General features: G+C 59.8%; 17 protein-coding genes and 1 pseudogene. 16 read left to right on the forward strand and 2 right to left on the reverse strand.

The genetic code is table 11. The features are described from left to right. Positions 1-318 (forward strand): annotated as a pseudogene (locus AB4Z53_RS33345) (2,3-bisphosphoglycerate-independent phosphoglycerate mutase); the annotation flags it as partial. A gap of 396 nt (positions 319-714) precedes the next feature. Here the strand turns inward: AB4Z53_RS33345 and AB4Z53_RS33350 are convergent. Further along, positions 715-1,626: an Abi family protein gene (locus AB4Z53_RS33350; RefSeq protein WP_441599621.1), complete on the reverse strand. Its 912-nt coding sequence runs from the start codon at positions 1,624-1,626 to the stop codon at positions 715-717. An 878-nt stretch (positions 1,627-2,504) separates the two neighbouring features. Here AB4Z53_RS33350 and AB4Z53_RS33355 point away from each other — a divergent pair. The 7 genes from AB4Z53_RS33355 (at position 2,505) to AB4Z53_RS33385 (ending at position 8,888) form a co-directional block, all read left to right on the forward strand. Continuing rightward, entirely contained in the window at positions 2,505-3,548 is a 1,044-nt protein-coding gene (locus tag AB4Z53_RS33355; protein ID WP_441599622.1) for a substrate-binding domain-containing protein, read from the forward strand. 24 nt (positions 3,549-3,572) lie between these two features. Then, entirely contained in the window at positions 3,573-4,811 is a 1,239-nt protein-coding gene (locus tag AB4Z53_RS33360; protein WP_441599624.1) for a sugar ABC transporter permease, read from the forward strand. Continuing rightward, on the forward strand, positions 4,808-5,569 hold the full coding sequence (locus AB4Z53_RS33365; RefSeq protein ID WP_441599626.1) for an ATP-binding cassette domain-containing protein: 762 nt from the start codon (positions 4,808-4,810) through the stop codon (positions 5,567-5,569). Before AB4Z53_RS33360 ends, AB4Z53_RS33365 begins: the two co-directional genes overlap by 4 nt. 33 nt (positions 5,570-5,602) lie before the next feature. Next, positions 5,603-6,373, forward strand: a complete 771-nt coding sequence (locus AB4Z53_RS33370) for an SDR family NAD(P)-dependent oxidoreductase (protein WP_441599628.1) — start codon at positions 5,603-5,605, stop codon at positions 6,371-6,373. Positions 6,374-6,513: 140 nt separating this feature from the next. Next, complete coding sequence (locus AB4Z53_RS33375) at positions 6,514-7,671, forward strand: ROK family protein (RefSeq protein ID WP_441599630.1); 1,158 nt, start codon at positions 6,514-6,516, stop codon at positions 7,669-7,671. An 82-nt stretch (positions 7,672-7,753) separates the two neighbouring features. Continuing rightward, complete coding sequence (locus AB4Z53_RS33380) at positions 7,754-8,188, forward strand: RbsD/FucU family protein (RefSeq protein WP_441599632.1); 435 nt, start codon at positions 7,754-7,756, stop codon at positions 8,186-8,188. A 40-nt stretch (positions 8,189-8,228) separates the two neighbouring features. Then, positions 8,229-8,888, forward strand: coding sequence for an HAD-IA family hydrolase (locus tag AB4Z53_RS33385; RefSeq protein WP_441599634.1), 660 nt, complete (start codon positions 8,229-8,231; stop codon positions 8,886-8,888). A gap of 6 nt (positions 8,889-8,894) precedes the next feature. On the opposite strand, the gene AB4Z53_RS33390 is transcribed toward AB4Z53_RS33385, so the two are convergent. Then, on the reverse strand, positions 8,895-10,097 hold the full coding sequence (locus tag AB4Z53_RS33390) for an ROK family transcriptional regulator (protein WP_441599636.1): 1,203 nt from the start codon (positions 10,095-10,097) through the stop codon (positions 8,895-8,897). 294 nt (positions 10,098-10,391) lie between these two features. Between AB4Z53_RS33390 and AB4Z53_RS33395 the strand changes: the two genes are divergently transcribed. The 8 genes from AB4Z53_RS33395 (at position 10,392) to AB4Z53_RS33430 (ending at position 18,066) form a co-directional block, all read left to right on the forward strand. Continuing rightward, positions 10,392-11,645: an ABC transporter substrate-binding protein gene (locus AB4Z53_RS33395; protein ID WP_441599638.1), complete on the forward strand. Its 1,254-nt coding sequence runs from the start codon at positions 10,392-10,394 to the stop codon at positions 11,643-11,645. Between the two features lie 98 nt (positions 11,646-11,743). Continuing rightward, a complete protein-coding gene (locus tag AB4Z53_RS33400; protein ID WP_060520140.1) occupies positions 11,744-12,625 on the forward strand; it encodes a carbohydrate ABC transporter permease in 882 nt (293 codons plus the stop codon). Between the two features lie 13 nt (positions 12,626-12,638). Then, a complete protein-coding gene (locus AB4Z53_RS33405) occupies positions 12,639-13,520 on the forward strand; it encodes a carbohydrate ABC transporter permease (RefSeq protein ID WP_441599671.1) in 882 nt (293 codons plus the stop codon). 5 nt (positions 13,521-13,525) lie between these two features. Continuing rightward, a complete protein-coding gene (locus AB4Z53_RS33410; RefSeq protein ID WP_441599640.1) occupies positions 13,526-14,617 on the forward strand; it encodes an ABC transporter ATP-binding protein in 1,092 nt (363 codons plus the stop codon). A 24-nt stretch (positions 14,618-14,641) separates the two neighbouring features. Next, the gene (locus AB4Z53_RS33415) at positions 14,642-15,718 is read left to right on the forward strand and encodes a Gfo/Idh/MocA family protein (RefSeq protein WP_441599642.1); all 1,077 of its coding nucleotides are present in this window, start codon (positions 14,642-14,644) and stop codon (positions 15,716-15,718) included. After that, entirely contained in the window at positions 15,718-16,551 is an 834-nt protein-coding gene (locus tag AB4Z53_RS33420) for a sugar phosphate isomerase/epimerase family protein (RefSeq protein WP_441599644.1), read from the forward strand. Before AB4Z53_RS33415 ends, AB4Z53_RS33420 begins: the two co-directional genes overlap by 1 nt. Then, positions 16,551-17,372 (forward strand): alpha/beta fold hydrolase, encoded by an 822-nt coding sequence (locus AB4Z53_RS33425; protein ID WP_441599646.1) that lies wholly within the window; start codon positions 16,551-16,553, stop codon positions 17,370-17,372. The genes AB4Z53_RS33420 and AB4Z53_RS33425 overlap by 1 nt, the downstream gene beginning before the upstream one ends. After that, entirely contained in the window at positions 17,365-18,066 is a 702-nt protein-coding gene (locus AB4Z53_RS33430) for a ribulose-phosphate 3-epimerase (protein WP_060520143.1), read from the forward strand. The genes AB4Z53_RS33425 and AB4Z53_RS33430 overlap by 8 nt, the downstream gene beginning before the upstream one ends. Positions 18,067-18,074: the final 8 nt, after the last annotated feature.

An 18,074-nucleotide genomic window follows, 5' to 3' on the forward strand; every position in this document is an offset into this window, starting at 1 on the left:
ACGGGAAGCTTGGAAGCGGCCATCGTTGCCGTTGAAACGGTGGATGCCGCGCTCGGCAAGATCTGCGAAAGTGTCCGAAGCAGGCAGGGTTCCCTCCTCGTCATCGCCGATCACGGCAATTGCGAAACCATGATCGATCCCGAGACCGGCGCGCCGCATACGGCGCATACGATCAATCCTGTTCCGGTCATCCTTTTCGGCCGGCCTGAGATTGCCGCGCTGCATGACGGCATTCTGGCAGATGTCGCCCCGACCCTTCTTGCGCTCATGGGGATCGATGCATCAGCTCAGATGACCGGCCGCCCACTCTTCGGTTAAAAGGCGTTTTCCGCAATCCCGGCAATATCGTTCGAACTTTGCCGGGAGTGTTTTCCTCACTCCTTCGATGTCAGGCCGAAGAGGTTTTTTGCGTTCCTTCTGCATATCAAAAGCCTCACCCCCCAACTTATACGGACGTCAAGACTGACGAAGCAGGTTTTCGCCAATTTGCCCATCATTACTGGGCGATAGCCGTTTGGTGTGGTGAGTATGGTGGGCTCGGCAAGAATCGAACTTTCAGTCCACGGCAAGTGCGTCGTGGGTGCCTCGCCTGATGCATTTCACGCTCGAACGGTCTGACCGGAAGAACGGCTCTTTTCGAGGTGCGCAACGCGCGTAAAGCAATGCCGTTCAACTTGCGGATAGTGTGGCATAACCCTTTGCCAGTCGCATTTGCTATATTGTGGGCGGTTTCCATGCCGGCAGGTTTCTCCAGTTTGGAGGAAACCCCATCGCGGATTCTTCAGCGAGTGGGCAAGAGTCCATCAGTTCGATGAGTGATTGTCGCCAGAGTGTCCCCGGCGCGACGATCCCCATCATATAGCCGACGACCGCCAGCGTGTTGTAAAGCTTCCTCGCTGATGCGGCGTTCATCGCTAGCCTTAGCGAAGCCGGGGAGTTCGGCACAATCATCGTAACAGTAAATTGCTTGTTCCAAAGGCGACCATGGTGCGCGCAGATATTGCGCACATATGTAAGGTGGTGCGCAACGGAGACCAAAACCTTCTCGTCGAGCCCATAAGGTTTGGCTATCGCCTGGCGATCGGCGCGAAGCTTTAGGTTTCCCACCCATTTTGAAAGTTGTCCAAGCGACATGACTTCCGCAGTCATCCAAATCGGTGGGTGTTCGGGATCGTCGTATTTTGTCCGATAATGGACAATGAAAGTATCTTTAGAGCGCTCGATTTCCTCGATCAGGTTGGCAAAGGCTTTGGCATAATAGTCGGCGCGATCATAAAGCCCAGGGTCAAGGTAGCCGTGAGGCCCGCATTTCATGGCAAGGTGGTGTGCCCAGCTTCCCCGTAGCGAGACTTCGATGCGTTCGATCGCATCCATGACGTGCAGTCGAAGCCGCCTATCAAAGGCATAGAGTGCCAGTACGTCCTCGAAGGAGGTGCCATCTTTGAACTTGTGCCCTCCAGCAAGCGGCGTCGGTTCCTCAAACGGAAGCCAGTAGGCGCGCAGGCGATAGTAGCTTATGTGTTGAAGGCAGTGAGCGGCGTGCGCCGGATCGGGAACGGCCATGCCCCTTGCTTCAAGCAGAGTAATTTGATCGGCTATTGAAAGGGAAGGCTTGGTGAACTTCATGCCATTTCATAGGCGGATTCGAAGTTCCAGAAAAGAGAAACCCGCCTGGGTGCGCAGTTCCGAAACCGAAGTTTCGTCCGAGGCGTGGCGGGTCTTATTGATGAGTGATATGGCCCATACTTATTAAGAATGCAATAACGCGAGGGGCAAAAATCTACCCGAGTGTGCGCTTTCACGGGCACCGAGTTGATCCTGAATCACGATTTATTTTCGAAGGGACAACACCGGCTTTTCATCGATCGACAACTTAGCCAACGAAATCTGTTCCCAGGACACCGCTGGTGCTGCGCCATGCGACAGGACCGAGAGAAGCTTGCTAGAGTCGGAGGGTGCTCGGCCCAAGGGAGCTCGAAGCTGCACGTGAACGTCACACGAGTGTTGTGCTGGGTTTGTTTCCGATTTGTGCGGCCAGGATCGCATAATGTATCATCGGGGACGAAATCGGCAGCAGGCCCCGTTCAAACATCGTCGTTTGCATTTCTCCCCAATGATAATTGCGACCGGTTGACCGGTGTGCGGCGGGCAGCCGACGTCATTCAGGGGATTGGCCATAACTGTCGGGTGACTCTAGGCTGCAGGGCAATTTCAGGCCCTAAATACGGGATCGCTTAATAGGCGAAAATAGACCTCTGACGGGCAGGGGCAACTGACCGTTGAGCGGGAAGGTTTCATATTGGGCGCCCCCGTGTTGCGGGCTGTAAGGAGCCCGAGCTCGGAGCCGAAGATGGCTTTTCAGCATTCGTGAGTTGACTCTAAAAAAGGCTTGTTGACTCTAATATGTATCTGCTTTAAACAAATACAAATAGCGCGACGGGAGGTCGCGCTGGCACGTGCGGCAGGGATGCCGCACGCAAATCTCGTTCAGAGGGAGGAGCTTAATGTCAAAGTTTTCGAGAATCCTTGCTGCTAGCGTTGCCACGTTGGCACTCATCACTGGCGCGTCCTCGGCCGTTGCCCAGGATGCAGTGGGTGTCAGTTGGCGCTATTTTCAGGACGAACGTTGGAAGATCGACGAAGCCGCGATGAAGTCGGTCTTCGACGCGGCGGAGGTAGAATACGTCGGGATCGACGCGCAGGGTGACCCGCAGAAGCAGGCTGCCGACATAGAAAGTCTCATCGCCCGCGGCGTGAAGGTGCTGATTATCGTCGCTCAGGATGCGAAGGCGATTATCCCCGTCATCGAGTCGGCGAAACGCGAAAACATCACCGTCATAGCGTACGACGCCCCAATCGACACGGGCGACGTGCTCTACACCAGCTTCGACAACGTCGCCGTCGGCCGGGTGATGGGCGAAGCGCTCCTCAAGGCCGTGCCAAAGGGAAACTGGGTCGCCATGGATGGTGATCCGGCGCAGACGATCATGCAGGTCTTCAAGAGTGGCCAGATGCAGGCCGTCCAAGGTGCGGTCGACAAGGGTGACATCAAGTTCGTCGCACAGCAGAACGTGGAGCAGTGGAAGCCCGACGTCGCGCAGGCTCTCATGGAACAGGTGCTGACTGCCAACGACAACAAGGTCGACGCCGTCCTCGCCATGAACGACAGCATCGCCAACGGCGTCGCCGCAGCGCTGGCAAGTCAAAATCTTCTCGGAAAGGTCGCCATCTCCGGACAGGACGGCGACAAGAACGTGCTGAACCGGATCGCCAAGGGGCAGCAAACCATGACCGTGTGGAAAGACGCCAATGCGCTGGGAACCGTGGCAGCGAAGGCGGCTGTCGAGATCATCAAGGGCGCCAAGATCGACTCGGTCACCGGCGTGTCGCCGGGCACTACCGACTCCGGAGCATCGCAACCCGCCATTATCCTCGATCCGATCGCCATCACGCGAGACAACCTCGACCTCGTCGTGCAGTCCGGCTGGATTTCGAAGGACGTGTTGTGCAACGGCGTGACCGAAAATCCGCCAAAGGCGTGCGAATAGGCCGCGACATCCAGGAGTTTTGCAATGACAACGGTGTCCCAGCCCGTGTCCAGTTCAAGTAAGATCCTCCCCCGCTTGCTACGCGCGATCGGGGGAGGGCACGCCGATACGCGCCTGATGGCGATGGTCGGTGTACTCGCCTTGATCTGGCTCTGTGCCAACATTCTCACCGGCGGAGTTTTTCTGTCGCCGCGCAACCTGTTCAACCTGTCGCTTCAGGTGTCGGTCGTCGCCATCATGGCGTCCGGTATGATCCTGGTGATTGTGACCCGCCATATCGATCTGTCGGTCGGTTCTCAAGTTGGCTTTCTTGGCGTTCTCGGCGGCCTCGTTCAAAGCGTATGGCTCCCCGACAACGTCCATGCTTGGTGGCTCGCAAGTCTGGTCATGCTGGGTGGAGGCGTGCTCATCGGCCTCATCCAGGGCGCCCTGGTGGCCTACGCGCGCATACCCTCCTTTGTCGTGACCCTCGGAGGGCTCCTCTTCCTCCGGAACGCGGCCTATGAACTGAACGATGGGACGACCATCGCCCCCCTCAGCGACACTTTTCAAATACTGGGCGGTGGTCAGAATGGCGTTCTCGGAGGACCGATGAGTTGGGCCTTCGCCGTCGTAGCCGCAGGAATTGTGCTGGCAAGCCTGGTGCGCAAGCATCATCGCAAGCGGCGGCTCGGAATTCAGAAGCCCCTTCAGGCATCCGACTACTTCTCTGCCGCGGCCTGGTGTGCATGTGCCTTCGGTTTCGTCGCGATTATGAACAGCTACAACAGACCGGGCACGGAAGAACCGATGGGACTGGCGTTTCCCGTTCTGATCCTGATCGCCGTGACGGCTGCGATGACCCTCGTAGCCAGACGGCACAGGTTCGGGAGGCACGTGTTTGCAGTCGGCGGAGATCCGCAGAGTGCGCGCCTGACCGGCATCAACACGCAGCGCGTCGTCCTCAAGGTCTTCGCTCTGATGGGACTGCTTTCGGGCCTTGCATCCATCGTTCTGACCGCGAGGCTGAATGCTGCGGCAAGCGGCGCCGGCACAATGATGGAACTTTACGTCATCGCCGCGGCCGTGATCGGCGGAACGTCGCTTGCCGGCGGCGCGGGGACTATCCTGGGGGGATGCGTCGGCGCTCTCATCATGCAGAGTCTGCAAAGTGCCATGGTCCTTCTCGGCATTCCTAGCCCCACCCAAAGCATGGTCTTGGCAGGCGTCCTCGTCTTGGCCGTCTGGATCGATACGATGTGGCGCGAAAGGAGGCCATCATGACGACGCCTTTGCTCGAAGCCCGCAACGTCAACAAAGCATTTGGAGGCGTACACGCGGTAGAGAACGTCAGCGTTGCGCTGATGCCTGGCGAGGTCGTGGCGCTGCTCGGCCACAACGGCGCAGGGAAGTCCACGTTCATCAAGATGCTCTCAGGGGTCTTTCCGGCAGACAGCGGCGAAATCCTGATCGACGGAAAGCCGGTCGACATCCGCTCGCCGCATGACGCACAGGAATTGGGGATCGAGACGATCCATCAGACGCTCGCGCTCGCCGACAACCTTGACGCCGTCTCCAACCTCTTCCTTGGACGGGAGCAGACCGATCGCTTCGGCTTTCTCGACACTGAAGCGATGGAACACGGCGCGCGGCAGACAATCGAGCGCATGCGCTTGAGAATCCCATCGCTCAACGCTTCCGTCCGCTCGATGTCGGGCGGGCAGCGACAGGCGGTTGCGATCGCGCGGGCCTTGCATTTCAATGCCCGCATCCTGATCATGGATGAACCCACTGCAGCCTTAGGGCCCGAGGAAACCAAGAATGTCGGCCTGCTCATTCAGGAACTGAAGCGGCAGGGACTCGGGATCTTCCTGATAAGCCATGACATGCATGACGTTTTCCAGCTCTCCGACCGGATAACGGTGATGAAGTCGGGCCGGGTCGTCGGCTCCTACCCAACGAAGGATCTTACGCAGGACGATGCGCTCGAAATGATCATCCTGGGTCGCAAGCCAGCCAGGTTCGCAGCCGCCACCGCATAGTCAGCGACAATTGAAAGCAAGTGGAATTTCCAAATGACAGTCAAAGCACCAAACTTCGGCCTCGATGGCAAGGTCGCGCTGGTAACCGGCGCGGCGCGTGGCATCGGACGAGCCTGTGCGCTCGCATGCGCAGCCGCTGGGGCCGATGTTGTCATCGGCGTTCGCAACGTCGAGGCGGTCGCGGATCTCGTGGCGGAACTGGAGAGCACGGGCCGACGTGTTCTCGCAGTCGCGATGGATATCTCCGACAGCCGGCAGATAGCACATGCGGTCGACACCGCGTTGGCCGCCTTCGGGACGATCGATATCCTGGTCAACAACGTCGGCGTGGCGCCTGGCAACCTGGCGGAGTTCGTTGAAGAGAAGGACGTCGATCAGATCCTCAACGTCAACATCAAGGGCACATTCCTTGTCACCCAGGCCGTCGCACGCCATATGATCGAAAAGAAAAGCGGGCGGATCGTGAACATCAGTTCGCAGGCGGGCACGGTCACACTGCGCGGCGAGGCGATCTATTGTATGAGCAAGGCCGCAATCAACCATCTAAGCCGCTGTCTCGCGGCCGAATGGGCCCAGTACGGGATCACCGTCAATACGGTCGCACCGACGTTCATTTGGACGGACTCGACGCGGCCAGTGCTCGCAGATCCGGATTTCTACAGTCGGACGGTAGGCCATATTCCACTTGGCCGCATCGGTGATACCGACGACGTCGTTGGGGCGGTGGTCTATCTCGCTTCGCCTGCGGCTTCGTTGGTGACCGGCGCAAATCTGCTTGTCGACGGCGGATGGTCGATCGCTTGACGGTGTCGCCTGGAGGATAACCTTTGCTTGCGTTCGGGCATCTGATAGTTCGTCAGAACATGTGGTCGGCAGCGATTCGATTGCGCTGCCGACATCCTACGATGGCTCCTGACTGACACATGGTGTCCCTGGGAGGAACGTTGACGACGAACAGTGTGCTAAGACACATGAACGCGGTGCGTTGCCTGCGCGTCCTACGCCGGGACGTGCCCCTGTCGCGCGCCGACATCGCACGTGAATTGAACGTGACGCGTGCTACCGTCGGCAACTCGATCAAGCAACTCCTTGCCGAGAAGCTCGTGATCGATCTCAACGAGAGCGCAGAGGCAAGCGGTGCCGGGCGTCCAGGCGCCCTCGTGTCCCTTAATCCGACGGGCGCATACTTCATCGGACTGGACATCTCCTCGGCTGAAATAAACGCCGTACTCGTCGACTTCTCGATGCGTGTCGTGGCAAAAAGGATCGTGTCCATCGCGGATCGCTACCAGGATGCCGGCCGGGTGATCGAGCTGCTTGCCACGTTGCCGAAAGAACTCATAGAAATTTCCAAGGTGCGCGCCTCGCGAGTGAGGGGCGTCTGCATCTCCGTGCCCGGCATCGTCCGGGAGGGCAAGATCATCTCGGCGCCTTGGCTTGATTGGCGGGACGTCGACGTCGTGGCGGCAATGTCCGAATCCATGCAGCCCCTACACAAGATCCACATCTGCAACGACGCTGTCGCCCTCGCGAGCGCTGTGGCAACGGATGCGGGGGAAGGTGATCTGAGCGATGCGCTCCTACTGCTGCTTGCCCAGGGCATTGGCAGTGCGCACTTACGACAGGGCCGTGTCATTGAAGGTGCGCACGGACTTGGTGGGGAGGTCGGGCATATGGTAATGGGCGCGCGGCCACAGATGGCTGCAACTCACACCTTCGAAATCCTCGCCGGTTACCAGAAGTTCTTGCCTTTTATCGACGAAGCAACTCCGATCCCGGAGGGGCTGGCGCGTCTGGCGTCGCTCGGGAGCTCGCCGGAGTTCGACAGGGCCTTGGACGAATGGGCGTCAGCGCTTGCCACTGGCTTTCTCAACCTCATCCATATCCTCGATCCTAAGACGATCGTTCTCGGTGGCCCACTTGCGGTGCTCTATTCCAGGGTCGCGTCGAAAGTGGAGGCATTGGTGGCCGAAAATCTCGTTCACGGCTTCGAAGTTCCGCCCATTTCCGTTGCGAAATTCGGCGGCGACGGTGCGGCGATCGGGGCGGCTGCGCTTTTGCGCGAAAGCCTTTTTGACCTTCCCGAACTTCCCGCAATTTAGATGGTCGACGCTAAAACTTGTTTGACAGTGTATTTGTATTTGTATAAAGCAAAAGCAAATAGACCCTGAGGAGGAAGAACCAATGCTGAAGCGCATCGATCCCATTCTGTCGCCCGAACTGCTCTATGCCCTAAGGGCAATGGGACATCGCCATGACATCGCTATCGTCGACGCCAACTTTCCATGCGACGGGGGAGACGACCGCCTCATCCGCCTCGATGGCGTCGAAGGCCCACGCGTCCTTGAGGCCATCATGGGAGTGTTTCCTCTCGAAGAGCAGGAGCCGCACGTGGCCTGGCGCATGATCGCGGAAAACGACCCGGCAAAGATCCTACCGGTATTCAAGGACTATGCTGCCGTTCTCGAAAAGAGCGAAGGAAAGGCGATCGAATTGACCGCGGTCGAGCCGGATAACTTCAAGGATCGGGTGCGGGCGGCTCACACGGTCGTCGTCACCGGGGAACGGCGCTTCTACGGCGGCGTCATTCTGCGCAAGGGGGTCATCGCTCCGGAATGAGGAGTGATGGCCTGAAGAAAACCTGATCCGAACGTGTACCATGTCCGACTTTTCTTTCGACGACACCTTTGAGGCCTTCCTTTTCGACATGGACGGCACCATCCTCAATTCGATTGCCGCGGCAGAGCGCGTGTGGGGGGCCTGGTTCGGAAAGTTCGGACTTGATCCCGACGTCTATCTGCCATCCATTCATGGGAGGAGGGCGTCGGAGACGATCGCGTCTCTCGGGCTGCCTCACGTCGATGCGGAGGCCGAGGCGTTGGCCATCACGCAGGCCGAAATCGCCGAGGTCGAAGGGGTGGTGCCCATTCCGGGGGCGCCGCTCTTCCTCAACAGTCTGCCCACCCGTAAGTGGGCCGTCGTGACATCGGCGCCCTTGGCCCTGGCAAGAACAAGGCTGGAGGCGGCGGGATTGCCGGCGCCGGCCATCCTGGTGACGGCTGAGGACGTCCAGAGAGGAAAGCCTGCGCCGGATTGTTTCATCCTCGCGGCCGAGCGACTGGCCGTGAACCCGGCGCGCTGCCTGGTTTTCGAAGATGCGGAGGCCGGGATCGCCGCCGCAGTTTCAGCCGGTTGCACAGTCATGGTTGTGACTGAGACCCACAAGCACGGCTTTGATGGCGCCCACAAGCAAATTGAAAATTATCAGCACGTCCGCCCCGAAATCGTCCGCGGGGGACTCGGCTTGACCCGCATCTAACGACTCTCAGCGACCCGACGATGTGCGGTTGCGGCGATAGATCAACTCTTCATCGACCGAGAGCATTCGTTTGTGCAGCATCGAGGCTCCTCCAATCGCGGGTCCCTCCGGGCCGAGCTTGGACAGGCGGATCTCCGGGATCGGGTGCTCGTCGAGCAGGTTCTGGCGAACATTGTCCATCACCTCGTCGCGGCACAAGTCGTAGAGCATCGCGACGGGGCCGCCGAGCACAATTCGTGCCGGATTGAAGATGCTTGTCAGGGTCGCAACACCCCGGCCAAGGTAAAACGACCAGTCCGTTAGCGTCGACAGAGCCGCGCGCTCCTTCCGACGAGCTGCGCTGGCGAACTCGTCGATGTCGCTGGCGGATCCTCCATGAAAGCGGTAGCGGGCGAGGACCGCCTCGCGGCCGATGAAACTCTCGAAGGATCCGGAGATGGTCGCAAGCTCGACGAAGCCTTCATCTCCAAGGATGATATGGCCAAGCTCCCCGGCATAACCATCCTGCCCGTGCAACAATTGTCCTGAGTTGACGATCGCGCCGCCGACGCCGGCGTCGAGGAAGATGTAAATCTCCGTGTCGGTGCTCTCGTCCTTTGAGCGGTACATCTCCGCCATCGCGAAGGCGTTGGCATCGTTTTCCGCAGCAAGCAGGAGATCTTCGGGAAGCACTTCCGCCAGTTTGTCGAGAATCGGTTCCTGGCGCCATCCAAGGATGGGCGCACGTAGGATAGTTCCGGTCCGATCAATGACACCGGGCGCCGTCAGGCACAGGCCGCGGACCGTATGCGTCTGCGATAAGCTCTTGGTGAGCGATTTTACGGTCCTGACCAATTGCTGAATGATGCCTTCGGGATCGGCGTCGGTTAGGTCGAAGGTCGATTGAGATTGAGCAACGACCCGTGCCTCCATGTCGAGCGCCACGACCGTAAGACGACCGACGCCGATGTCCGCGCCGATGAAGACGCCGTAGTTGGAGTTGAGCCGAACGAACGTGCCGGGGCGTCCAGTGCCCGCGCTCTTGTCGTCTTCCGAATTGTCTTCGACAAGCAATCCTTCTTCGGTGAGGCTCGCCACAATGCTGCTGGCGGTTGACCGCGTTAGGCCAAGCTCACGGGCGATGTTGGCGCGACTGACCTTGCCTTGCCGAAAGACGACATCGAGCACCCTGACTTCGTTGATGTGCCTGACGGCGCTCGGCATGGACATGAAGTGCTCCGACTAGATTGGGCCCACGAGACTGGTGGCGAACCCACGTGGGATCGCCTTTCGAGCGAAAGCATATAGTCATTTCAGCCGCGACTGTCGCCGATTTTACCGGCTTTCAAATCTGGCGACCAACCCGACTGTGGCGAGGCGCTTTCCGTTCACTTTTTTGTTCACTGTCCATCGAAGCAAGTTGACACGGTCGCGTCAATATGTTTGTTTTCAATCCAAACAAACGGAAGAGGAGAAGCCGTCTGTTTGTAGAGGCGGCATGGGGCCGCCCAGGGGAGGAACTAAATGAAATCGACTTTCAAATCACTGGCCATTGCCGCGGGGCTCAGTGCTTCGGCGTCCGGCTTCGCCCTCGCACAGGACAGCGTCGAGGTGTTGCACTGGTGGACCTCGGGCGGCGAAGCCGCCGCCGTCGGCGTCTTGAAGGATGACCTTCAGAAACAAGGCGTCGGCTGGCAGGACATGCCCGTCGCGGGTGGCGGTGGCGAGGCGGCTAATACGGCGCTCAAAGCGCGGGTGACTTCAGGCAACCCCCCGACCGCTGCGCAGCTGCTCGGCATGGCGGTAAACGAATGGTCGGAGGAGGGGCTTCTTGGTGACCTGACTTCGGTCGCCGACGAGGAAGGGTGGGACAAGGTCGTGCCCGACGCCGTTAAGAATTTCGCCGTGCACGACGGCAAGTGGCAGGCCGTACCGGTCAACATCCACCGTCCGAACTGGCTCTGGATCAACGCGAAGGTCTTCAAGGACAACGACCTGGAGCCACCGAAGACCTGGGACGAATTCAACGCAGTCGCCGACAAGCTCAAGGAGAAGGGCATCGTTCCCCTCGCTCACGGAGGCCAGCCGTGGCAGGACACAACGGTTTTCGACGACGTCGTTCTCGGGATCGGTGGGCCGGAATTCTACAAGAAGGCCATTCTCGAATTGGATGATGCGGCGTTGAAGTCGGATACGATGGTCAAGGTCTTTGACCAGATGCGCAAGATCCGCGGCTATGTCGACCCGAACTTCTCCGGCCGGGATTGGAACCTTGCAACCGCGATGGTTCTCAAGGGCGACGCGGCCATGCAGCTCATGGGCGATTGGGCGAAGGGCGAGATCGTCAAGGCCAACCTTGCGCCGGGCGTGGATATCCTATGCATCACAGCGCCGGGCACCGAAGGGGCGTTCCTGTTCAACACTGACTTTTTTGCCATGTTCCCGGTGGGCGACAGCAAACTTTCGGCCCAGCACAAGCTCGCGGCAAGTGTCATGTCCCCGAGTTTTCAGGTAGCGTTCAATCTGGTGAAGGGTTCGATTCCAGCCCGAACGGACGTCTCCGACGACAAGTTTGATACCTGCGCAAAGAAGTCCATGGCCGATCTCAAGAGCGCCGTTTCATCCGGGACGCTTCTCGGCTCGCTCGCACATGGCCACGCCGAGCCGGCAGGCATTCAGCGCGCTATGTTCGACGTCGTCACCCAGCACTTCAACTCCGACATGTCGTCCAAGGACGCAGTCGCGGCGCTTGTGACTGCGATCAACGCCGCCAGATAAAGATCCTCCCAGGAGTTGGCCGCACTACAAAGGCGACCAACTCTTGCGCGGCACCAGTCGTCTAGGCGGCTGGTGCCGCTGAAATCGGGCAGATAGCAATGACTCTTTCCAAACGTATACAGGCCGCGTTGCCGGCGCTCGTCCTATCGCCGTCGTTGGCGGCGATCGCGATCTGCGTTTATGGCTTCATCGCCTATACCGCGCTTCTATCCTTCACCGGATCGAAGATGTTCGCCAGGTTCGATTTCGTAGGCTGGCGGCAATACGAGCGGCTCTTCGACAATCCGCGTTGGATCACCGCGATTGAAAACATGGCGATCTTCGGCGGTCTCTATGTCGTGGTTGCGACGTGTCTCGGCCTCTACATCGCCATCCTGATCGACCAGAAAATTCGGTTGGAAGGCGTGTTCCGCGCGATCTTCCTCTATCCGATGGCACTGTCCTTCGTCGTCACCGGGGTGATCTGGCAGTGGCTTCTCAATCCCGGCCTGGGGCTGGAGCACATGGTGCGCAGCCTCGGCTGGCAGTCATTCACCTTCCAGTGGTTGGTGGATCCGGATTGGGCCATCTACACGATTGTCATCGCTGGCGTGTGGCAAGTCACCGGCTTCGTCATGGCATTGTTCCTGGCAGGACTTCGCGGCGTCGACACGGAGATCCTGCGCGCAGCGCGGGTGGATGGCGCCCCCATCCACAAGGTTTACACGCGCATCGTCATTCCGGCTCTCAGGCCCGTATTCCTGACCGCGTTCGTCATCGAAGCCCATCTCGCCATCAAGAGCTACGACCTCGTCGTCGCCCTCACCAAGGGCGGGCCAGGCGTCTCGACGGAACTGCCCTCGACATTCATGTATTCGATGACCTTCACCCGCAACGAACTTGGCGTGGGCGCGGCCAGTGCGACCGTCATGCTGACGAGCCTTGCCGCCATCATTGTCCCCTATCTCTATTCGGAGCTGCGCGATGACCGCCGTGCCTGACAGCAACTTTGCGATGGCCCTGGGGCGACCACGATCGCTCAATCCGACCAAGATGTTCGGGCGCATCTTCGTCTATGCCTGCTTGGTCGTGCTCGCCGCTTTGTTCCTCGCGCCTTTGGCCTCGATGGTCATGACTTCGCTGAAGAGCATGGAAGAGATCCGCAGCGGCACGCTTCTTTCCGTGCCGCGCGCCCCCACTGTCGAAGCGTGGGCTTCCGTATGGAATTCGGCATGCATCAGTGTCGCCTGCGGCGGTCTTAAGGGATACTTCGGCAACTCGTTCCTGATCGCCGTCCCGGCGACGTTGATTTCGGTCGGCCTCGGCGCGTTGAATGGCTACGTCTTCTCCACCTGGCGGTTCCGAGGTGACAACGTCCTTTTCGGATTGATCCTGTTCGGCTGCTTCATTCCGTTTCAGATTGTTCTAATTCCAATGGCCGGACTGCTTGGCATGCTCGGTCTCGCGGGCACCATTCCGGGTCTCGTGCTCGTGCACGTCGTATACGGCATTTGCTTCACTACGATGTTTTTCCGCAACTATTTCGTGACGGTGCCGGCAGAAATCTTCAAGGCGGCCCGGGTCGACGGCGCGGGCTTTTGGGCGATCTTCTTCCGCATCCTGCTGCCGATCTCGTGGCCAATCGTCATGGTGTCGATCATCTGGCAGTTTACCGGGGTTTGGAACGACTTCCTGTTCGGCGTCTCCTTTGCCGCCGGCTCGAACCAGCCAGTGACCGTCGCCGTCAACAACCTCGTCAACACCTCGACCGGGACCAAGGCTTACAACGAGGACATGGCGGCCGCGATCATCGCAGCTCTGCCAACTATTGTCATCTATGTGGCCGCGGGCCGCTACTTCCTTCGCGGCCTGATGGCCGGCGCAGTCAAAGGATAATGCTCATGGCCAATCTCGCCATCAACCATGTCACCAAGAGCTTCGGAAGCCTCGCCGTCCTGAAGGACATAAAGATCTCGATCGATGACGGCGAGTTTCTGGTCCTTGTCGGCCCCTCGGGCTGTGGCAAGTCCACGCTGCTTTCGATCATCGCCGGTCTGGAGGAACACACGTCCGGGACTATCACGATCGACGGCAGGCCCGTGGATGGTCTGGAGCCGAAGGAACGCGACATTGCCATGGTGTTTCAATCCTACGCGCTCTATCCCGCGATGACGGTGGAACAGAACATCGGCTTCTCGCTGGAAATGAGCAAGATGCCGAAAGCCGAGCGTGTCGAGCGCGTCGGAAGGGTTGCGGACCTGCTTCAGATAAGCCATCTGCTCAAGCGCCGCCCTGGCCAACTTTCCGGTGGCCAGCGTCAGCGCGTGGCTATGGGACGCGCGTTGGTGCGCGAGCCGAAGATCTTTCTCTTCGACGAGCCGCTCTCCAACCTCGACGCCAAGCTCCGTGTCGAGATGCGCACCGAGATCAAGAGGCTCCATCAGCGGCTCGGCGCCACCATCGTCTACGTCACGCACGATCAGATCGAGGCAATGACGATGGCGACGCGCATCGCCGTTATGAAGGACGGCGTGCTGCAGCAATTCGGCACGCCCGAAGACATCTACGACCGACCCGCCAATGTCTTCGTCGCCACGTTCATGGGATCGCCGCCGATGAACCTTCTCCCGGCAACCGTGGTTGAAGGGGCGTCGGGCCCGTGGCTGAGCCTGAAGGGAGCGGACGTTACCCTGCCGTTGCCTGCTTCAGTGACGGCGCGACTGGTGCCTGGCAGTGACGTGCTTCTTGGCTTGCGGCCGGAATGGCTTTCGCTAGCGACGGAAGAAGTGTCTGCCAATCCGATGCTTACGCTGCATGTCGACGTTATAGAACCGACCGGTCCAGACGTGTTTGTCGCCCTTCGCGCAGGCGAGCGCGAGATCATGGCGCGGCTACCGACGGGAACACCGATCCGTTCCGGTGAAAAGCGGGCCTTCGCGCTCGATCTTTCAAAGACCGTTGTCTTCGACGCCGGTACCGGCATCGCCCATTAAAAACTCAGTTTCAGGGACACACCAATGCCAGCAAAACAGGAAAGACGTCTTCGCGTGGGAGTGCTGGGAGCCGGGCAAATCGCCCAGGCCGCCCACTTCGAGGCATGCACAAAAGCTGCCAACGCCGACCTCTATGCGATCTGCGACGTTGCGGACGATCTGCGCGAGCGGATGGTCATCACCCACGGGGCTCAGAGGTCCTACAACGACTATGACCGGATGCTCGGCGATCCGGAACTCGACGCCGTCATCATCGCAACCGCAGATGCGTTCCATGTTCCGGCCTCCATTCGCGCCTTGGAAGCGGGCAAGCATGTGCTGTGCGAAAAGCCCGTCGGCGTGACCGTGGAGGAGTGTTTTGATCTGAAGTCGGCCGTCGAAGCCTCGGGCAAGGTGTTCCAAGTGGGACATATGAAGCGCTTCGACGCAGGGCTCCAGGCGGCCAAATCGTTCATCCGTGACGAGATGGGCGACATGATCGCGCTGAAGGCGTGGTATTGCGACAACACCCACCGCTATCCGATGACGGATGCCGTTCAGCCGCTGATTGTGACCAGTGCGAACGCCAAGCGTCCGTCCACAAACCCCAAGGCGGATCTTCGTCGATACTACATGCTGGCGCACGGCTGCCATCTGATCGATACGGCCCGATACTTCGCCGGCGACATCGTTGCCGTAAACGCGCGCCTCTCGGAGCGCTCGGGAATCTGGTGCTGGTTCGTGGACGTCGAATTCGCCTCCGGCACGCTCGGCCATCTCGATCTGACCGTCCAAGTGCGTATGGACTGGCATGAAGGTTTCCAGATCTACGGCAAGAACGGCAGCATCCTCGGAAAGACCTACAATCCCTGGTACTACAAATCGAGTGAAGTCGACATATTCCGCGAGGCGGACGGCGCCACCCACCGTGTGCTGGGCGCGGACGGCCATTTCTATCGTCGTCAGGTCGAAGGCTTCGCGCGCAGCATTCTGGACGGCGCGGTTCTCGAGGGGGCGAACATCGACGACGGCGTCGCCTCCGTTCAGGCTATGGTCGCGATCGCGCGGTCAGCCGAGACCGGGAAGCGCGTCGCGCTGGCGGACGTTTCAGGTGGCGTGTGATGAAGCTTGGAATCTTCGCAAAGACGTTCGACAGCACTGATCCCCGCGCAGTGCTCCAGTCCGTCGCCGCCGCAGGCTATGCGGGCGCGCAGTACAACATGGCATGCTCCGGCCTCCCTTCAATGCCCGACGAGATTGCAGACGGTCAGGCCCAGGCGGTGGCTGATGCCGCCAGAGCCTGCGGCGTGGAAGTGGTGGCGGTGTCCGGTACCTACAACATGATCCACCCGGACCGAGCTTTGCGCGCAGCGGGCCATAAGAGGCTCGAGGTGCTTGCGCGCCATTGCTCGAGCATGTCGACACGTCTGATCACGCTTTGCACCGGCACGCGTGACCCGATCGACCAGTGGAAGGAGCATCCCGACAACGACACGCCCGAGGCCTGGCGCGACCTTCTGGCGGCAATGGAGACGGCCGTTGACATCGCCGATCGGCACGACGTCTATCTCGGGATAGAACCGGAACTGGCCAACGTCGTGAACTCTGCGGAAAAGGCGAGGAAGCTGATCGACGAGGTGAAAAGCTCACGTATCAAGGTCGTGCTCGATCCCGCCAATCTTTTCGAAGTGACGAGCCTCGATGAACAACGCAGGGTCGTCTCCCTCGCAGTCGACCGCCTGGCGGATCACATCGTCATGGCACATGCCAAGGACCGCAATCCAGATGGCACTTTCGCCACCGCAGGAAAGGGTGTTCTCGACTACGCCCACTATCTGGGATGCCTGAAGGCCATCGGCTTCAACGGCAGCCTCGTCACGCATGGTCTGTCGGCTAGCGAAGCTGCCGGAGTCGCGTCGTTCTTGACGCAACACCTTCAGGACGGAGCGGGTTGATGATCAAGGCCATCTCTCCGTTCGAGACCGCTGACGGAACCATTTTGAACGTCGATACGGCTGGCGAAGGACAGGCGGTCGTATTCCAACATGGTCTATGCGGCGACGCAGCCCAAACGGATGAAGCATTCCCGGCAAAGCCCGGCTTGCGTCGCATCACGGTCGAGGCCCGGGGGCACGGCCGCTCGCAGGCGGGGCACCTCGACAACCTGTCGATCGCCTCGTTCACCGACGACGTTGCTGCCTACATCGAACAGAACTTCCCTGATCCGGTGGTTATCGGCGGTATTTCGATGGGAGCGGCGATCTCTTTGCGCCTCGCCGTCAAACGGCCGGATCTCGTCAAGGGGCTGGTCGTCGCCCGCCCCGCCTGGGTGATTGAAGCGGCGCCAGCGAACATGGCGCCCAACCTTAAGGTCGGTCGGCTATTGAAGACGTTGCCGCCGGAAGAAGCGAGGGCGGCCTTTCTGTCCGGCGCTCACGGGCGCAGCCTCGCCGCCGATGCGCCGGACAATTTGGCGTCGCTCCAAGGGTTCTTTACGCGTGATCCCATCGAAGTAACCGCGGCACTTCTGTCGGCGATCTCGGCGGACGGACCGGGCGTGACGGAAAAAGAGGTCCGCGGTCTCAATCTCCCGACGCTGGTGATCGGCCATGAAAGGGATCTTATCCATCCGCTGATGCACGCACGCTCTCTCGCCCAAATGATACCTGGAGCGCGCCTCGTGCAAATCACCCCCAAGGTCGAGAGCCGAGAGAGATACGTCGCCGATTTTCGCCTCGCACTGGGGACTTTCCTAGAAAGCCTGAGACATGACTAGACCTGAAAAAAACTGGATCGCCAACCTTCCGGAAAGCCGGCTCATAGCAGAGTTTTCGGTATGGTCGGCCGACCTCGTGCGCCTGGCCGACGACCTTGCCCGTGCCGAGCCATTCGCCGACATCCTGCACATCGACGTCGCCGACGGCCACTTCGCGCCGGCCATGCTGTTCTTCCCCGATCTCGTCGCAGGCGTGCGCAGGATCTCCTCGCGCCCGATCCATGTCCATCTGATGGTAGCCGACAGCGTCCTTCTCTCGCAGATTGAGCAGTTCGCCGATGCGGGCAGTGATCTCATCAGCATACATGTCGAAAACGAAGCCGTGGCGGATGCCGCGCTCGACCTGCTGGATCGGCGAAACGTTGCCGCAGGCATGGTGATCAAGGTGGACACGCCCGTTGAGCGGGTGGCGAAATTCGCATCCCGGCTAAGTTTCATCACGCTCCTCGGGACCGCGATTGGCGTCAAAGGCCAGGGATTGGACGAGAGGGCGGGTACCCGCTTGCAACAAGCTAGCAAGATCATCGCCGATTGCGGTGCGACGCATCGCATCGTCCTGGCCGCCGACGGTGGCATTCGCGAACACACGGTGCCCCTGCTTCGCCAGGCCGGTGCGGAGACGGTCGTGCTTGGTTCCCTGGCTTTCAACGCTCCGTCGCTCGAAGAGCGAATGGGGTGGCTACACGCACTCTAACGCACGGT

Source organism: Ensifer sp. 2TAB8 (assembly GCF_052115125.1).
Classification (GTDB): Bacteria; Pseudomonadota; Alphaproteobacteria; order Rhizobiales; family Rhizobiaceae; genus Ensifer.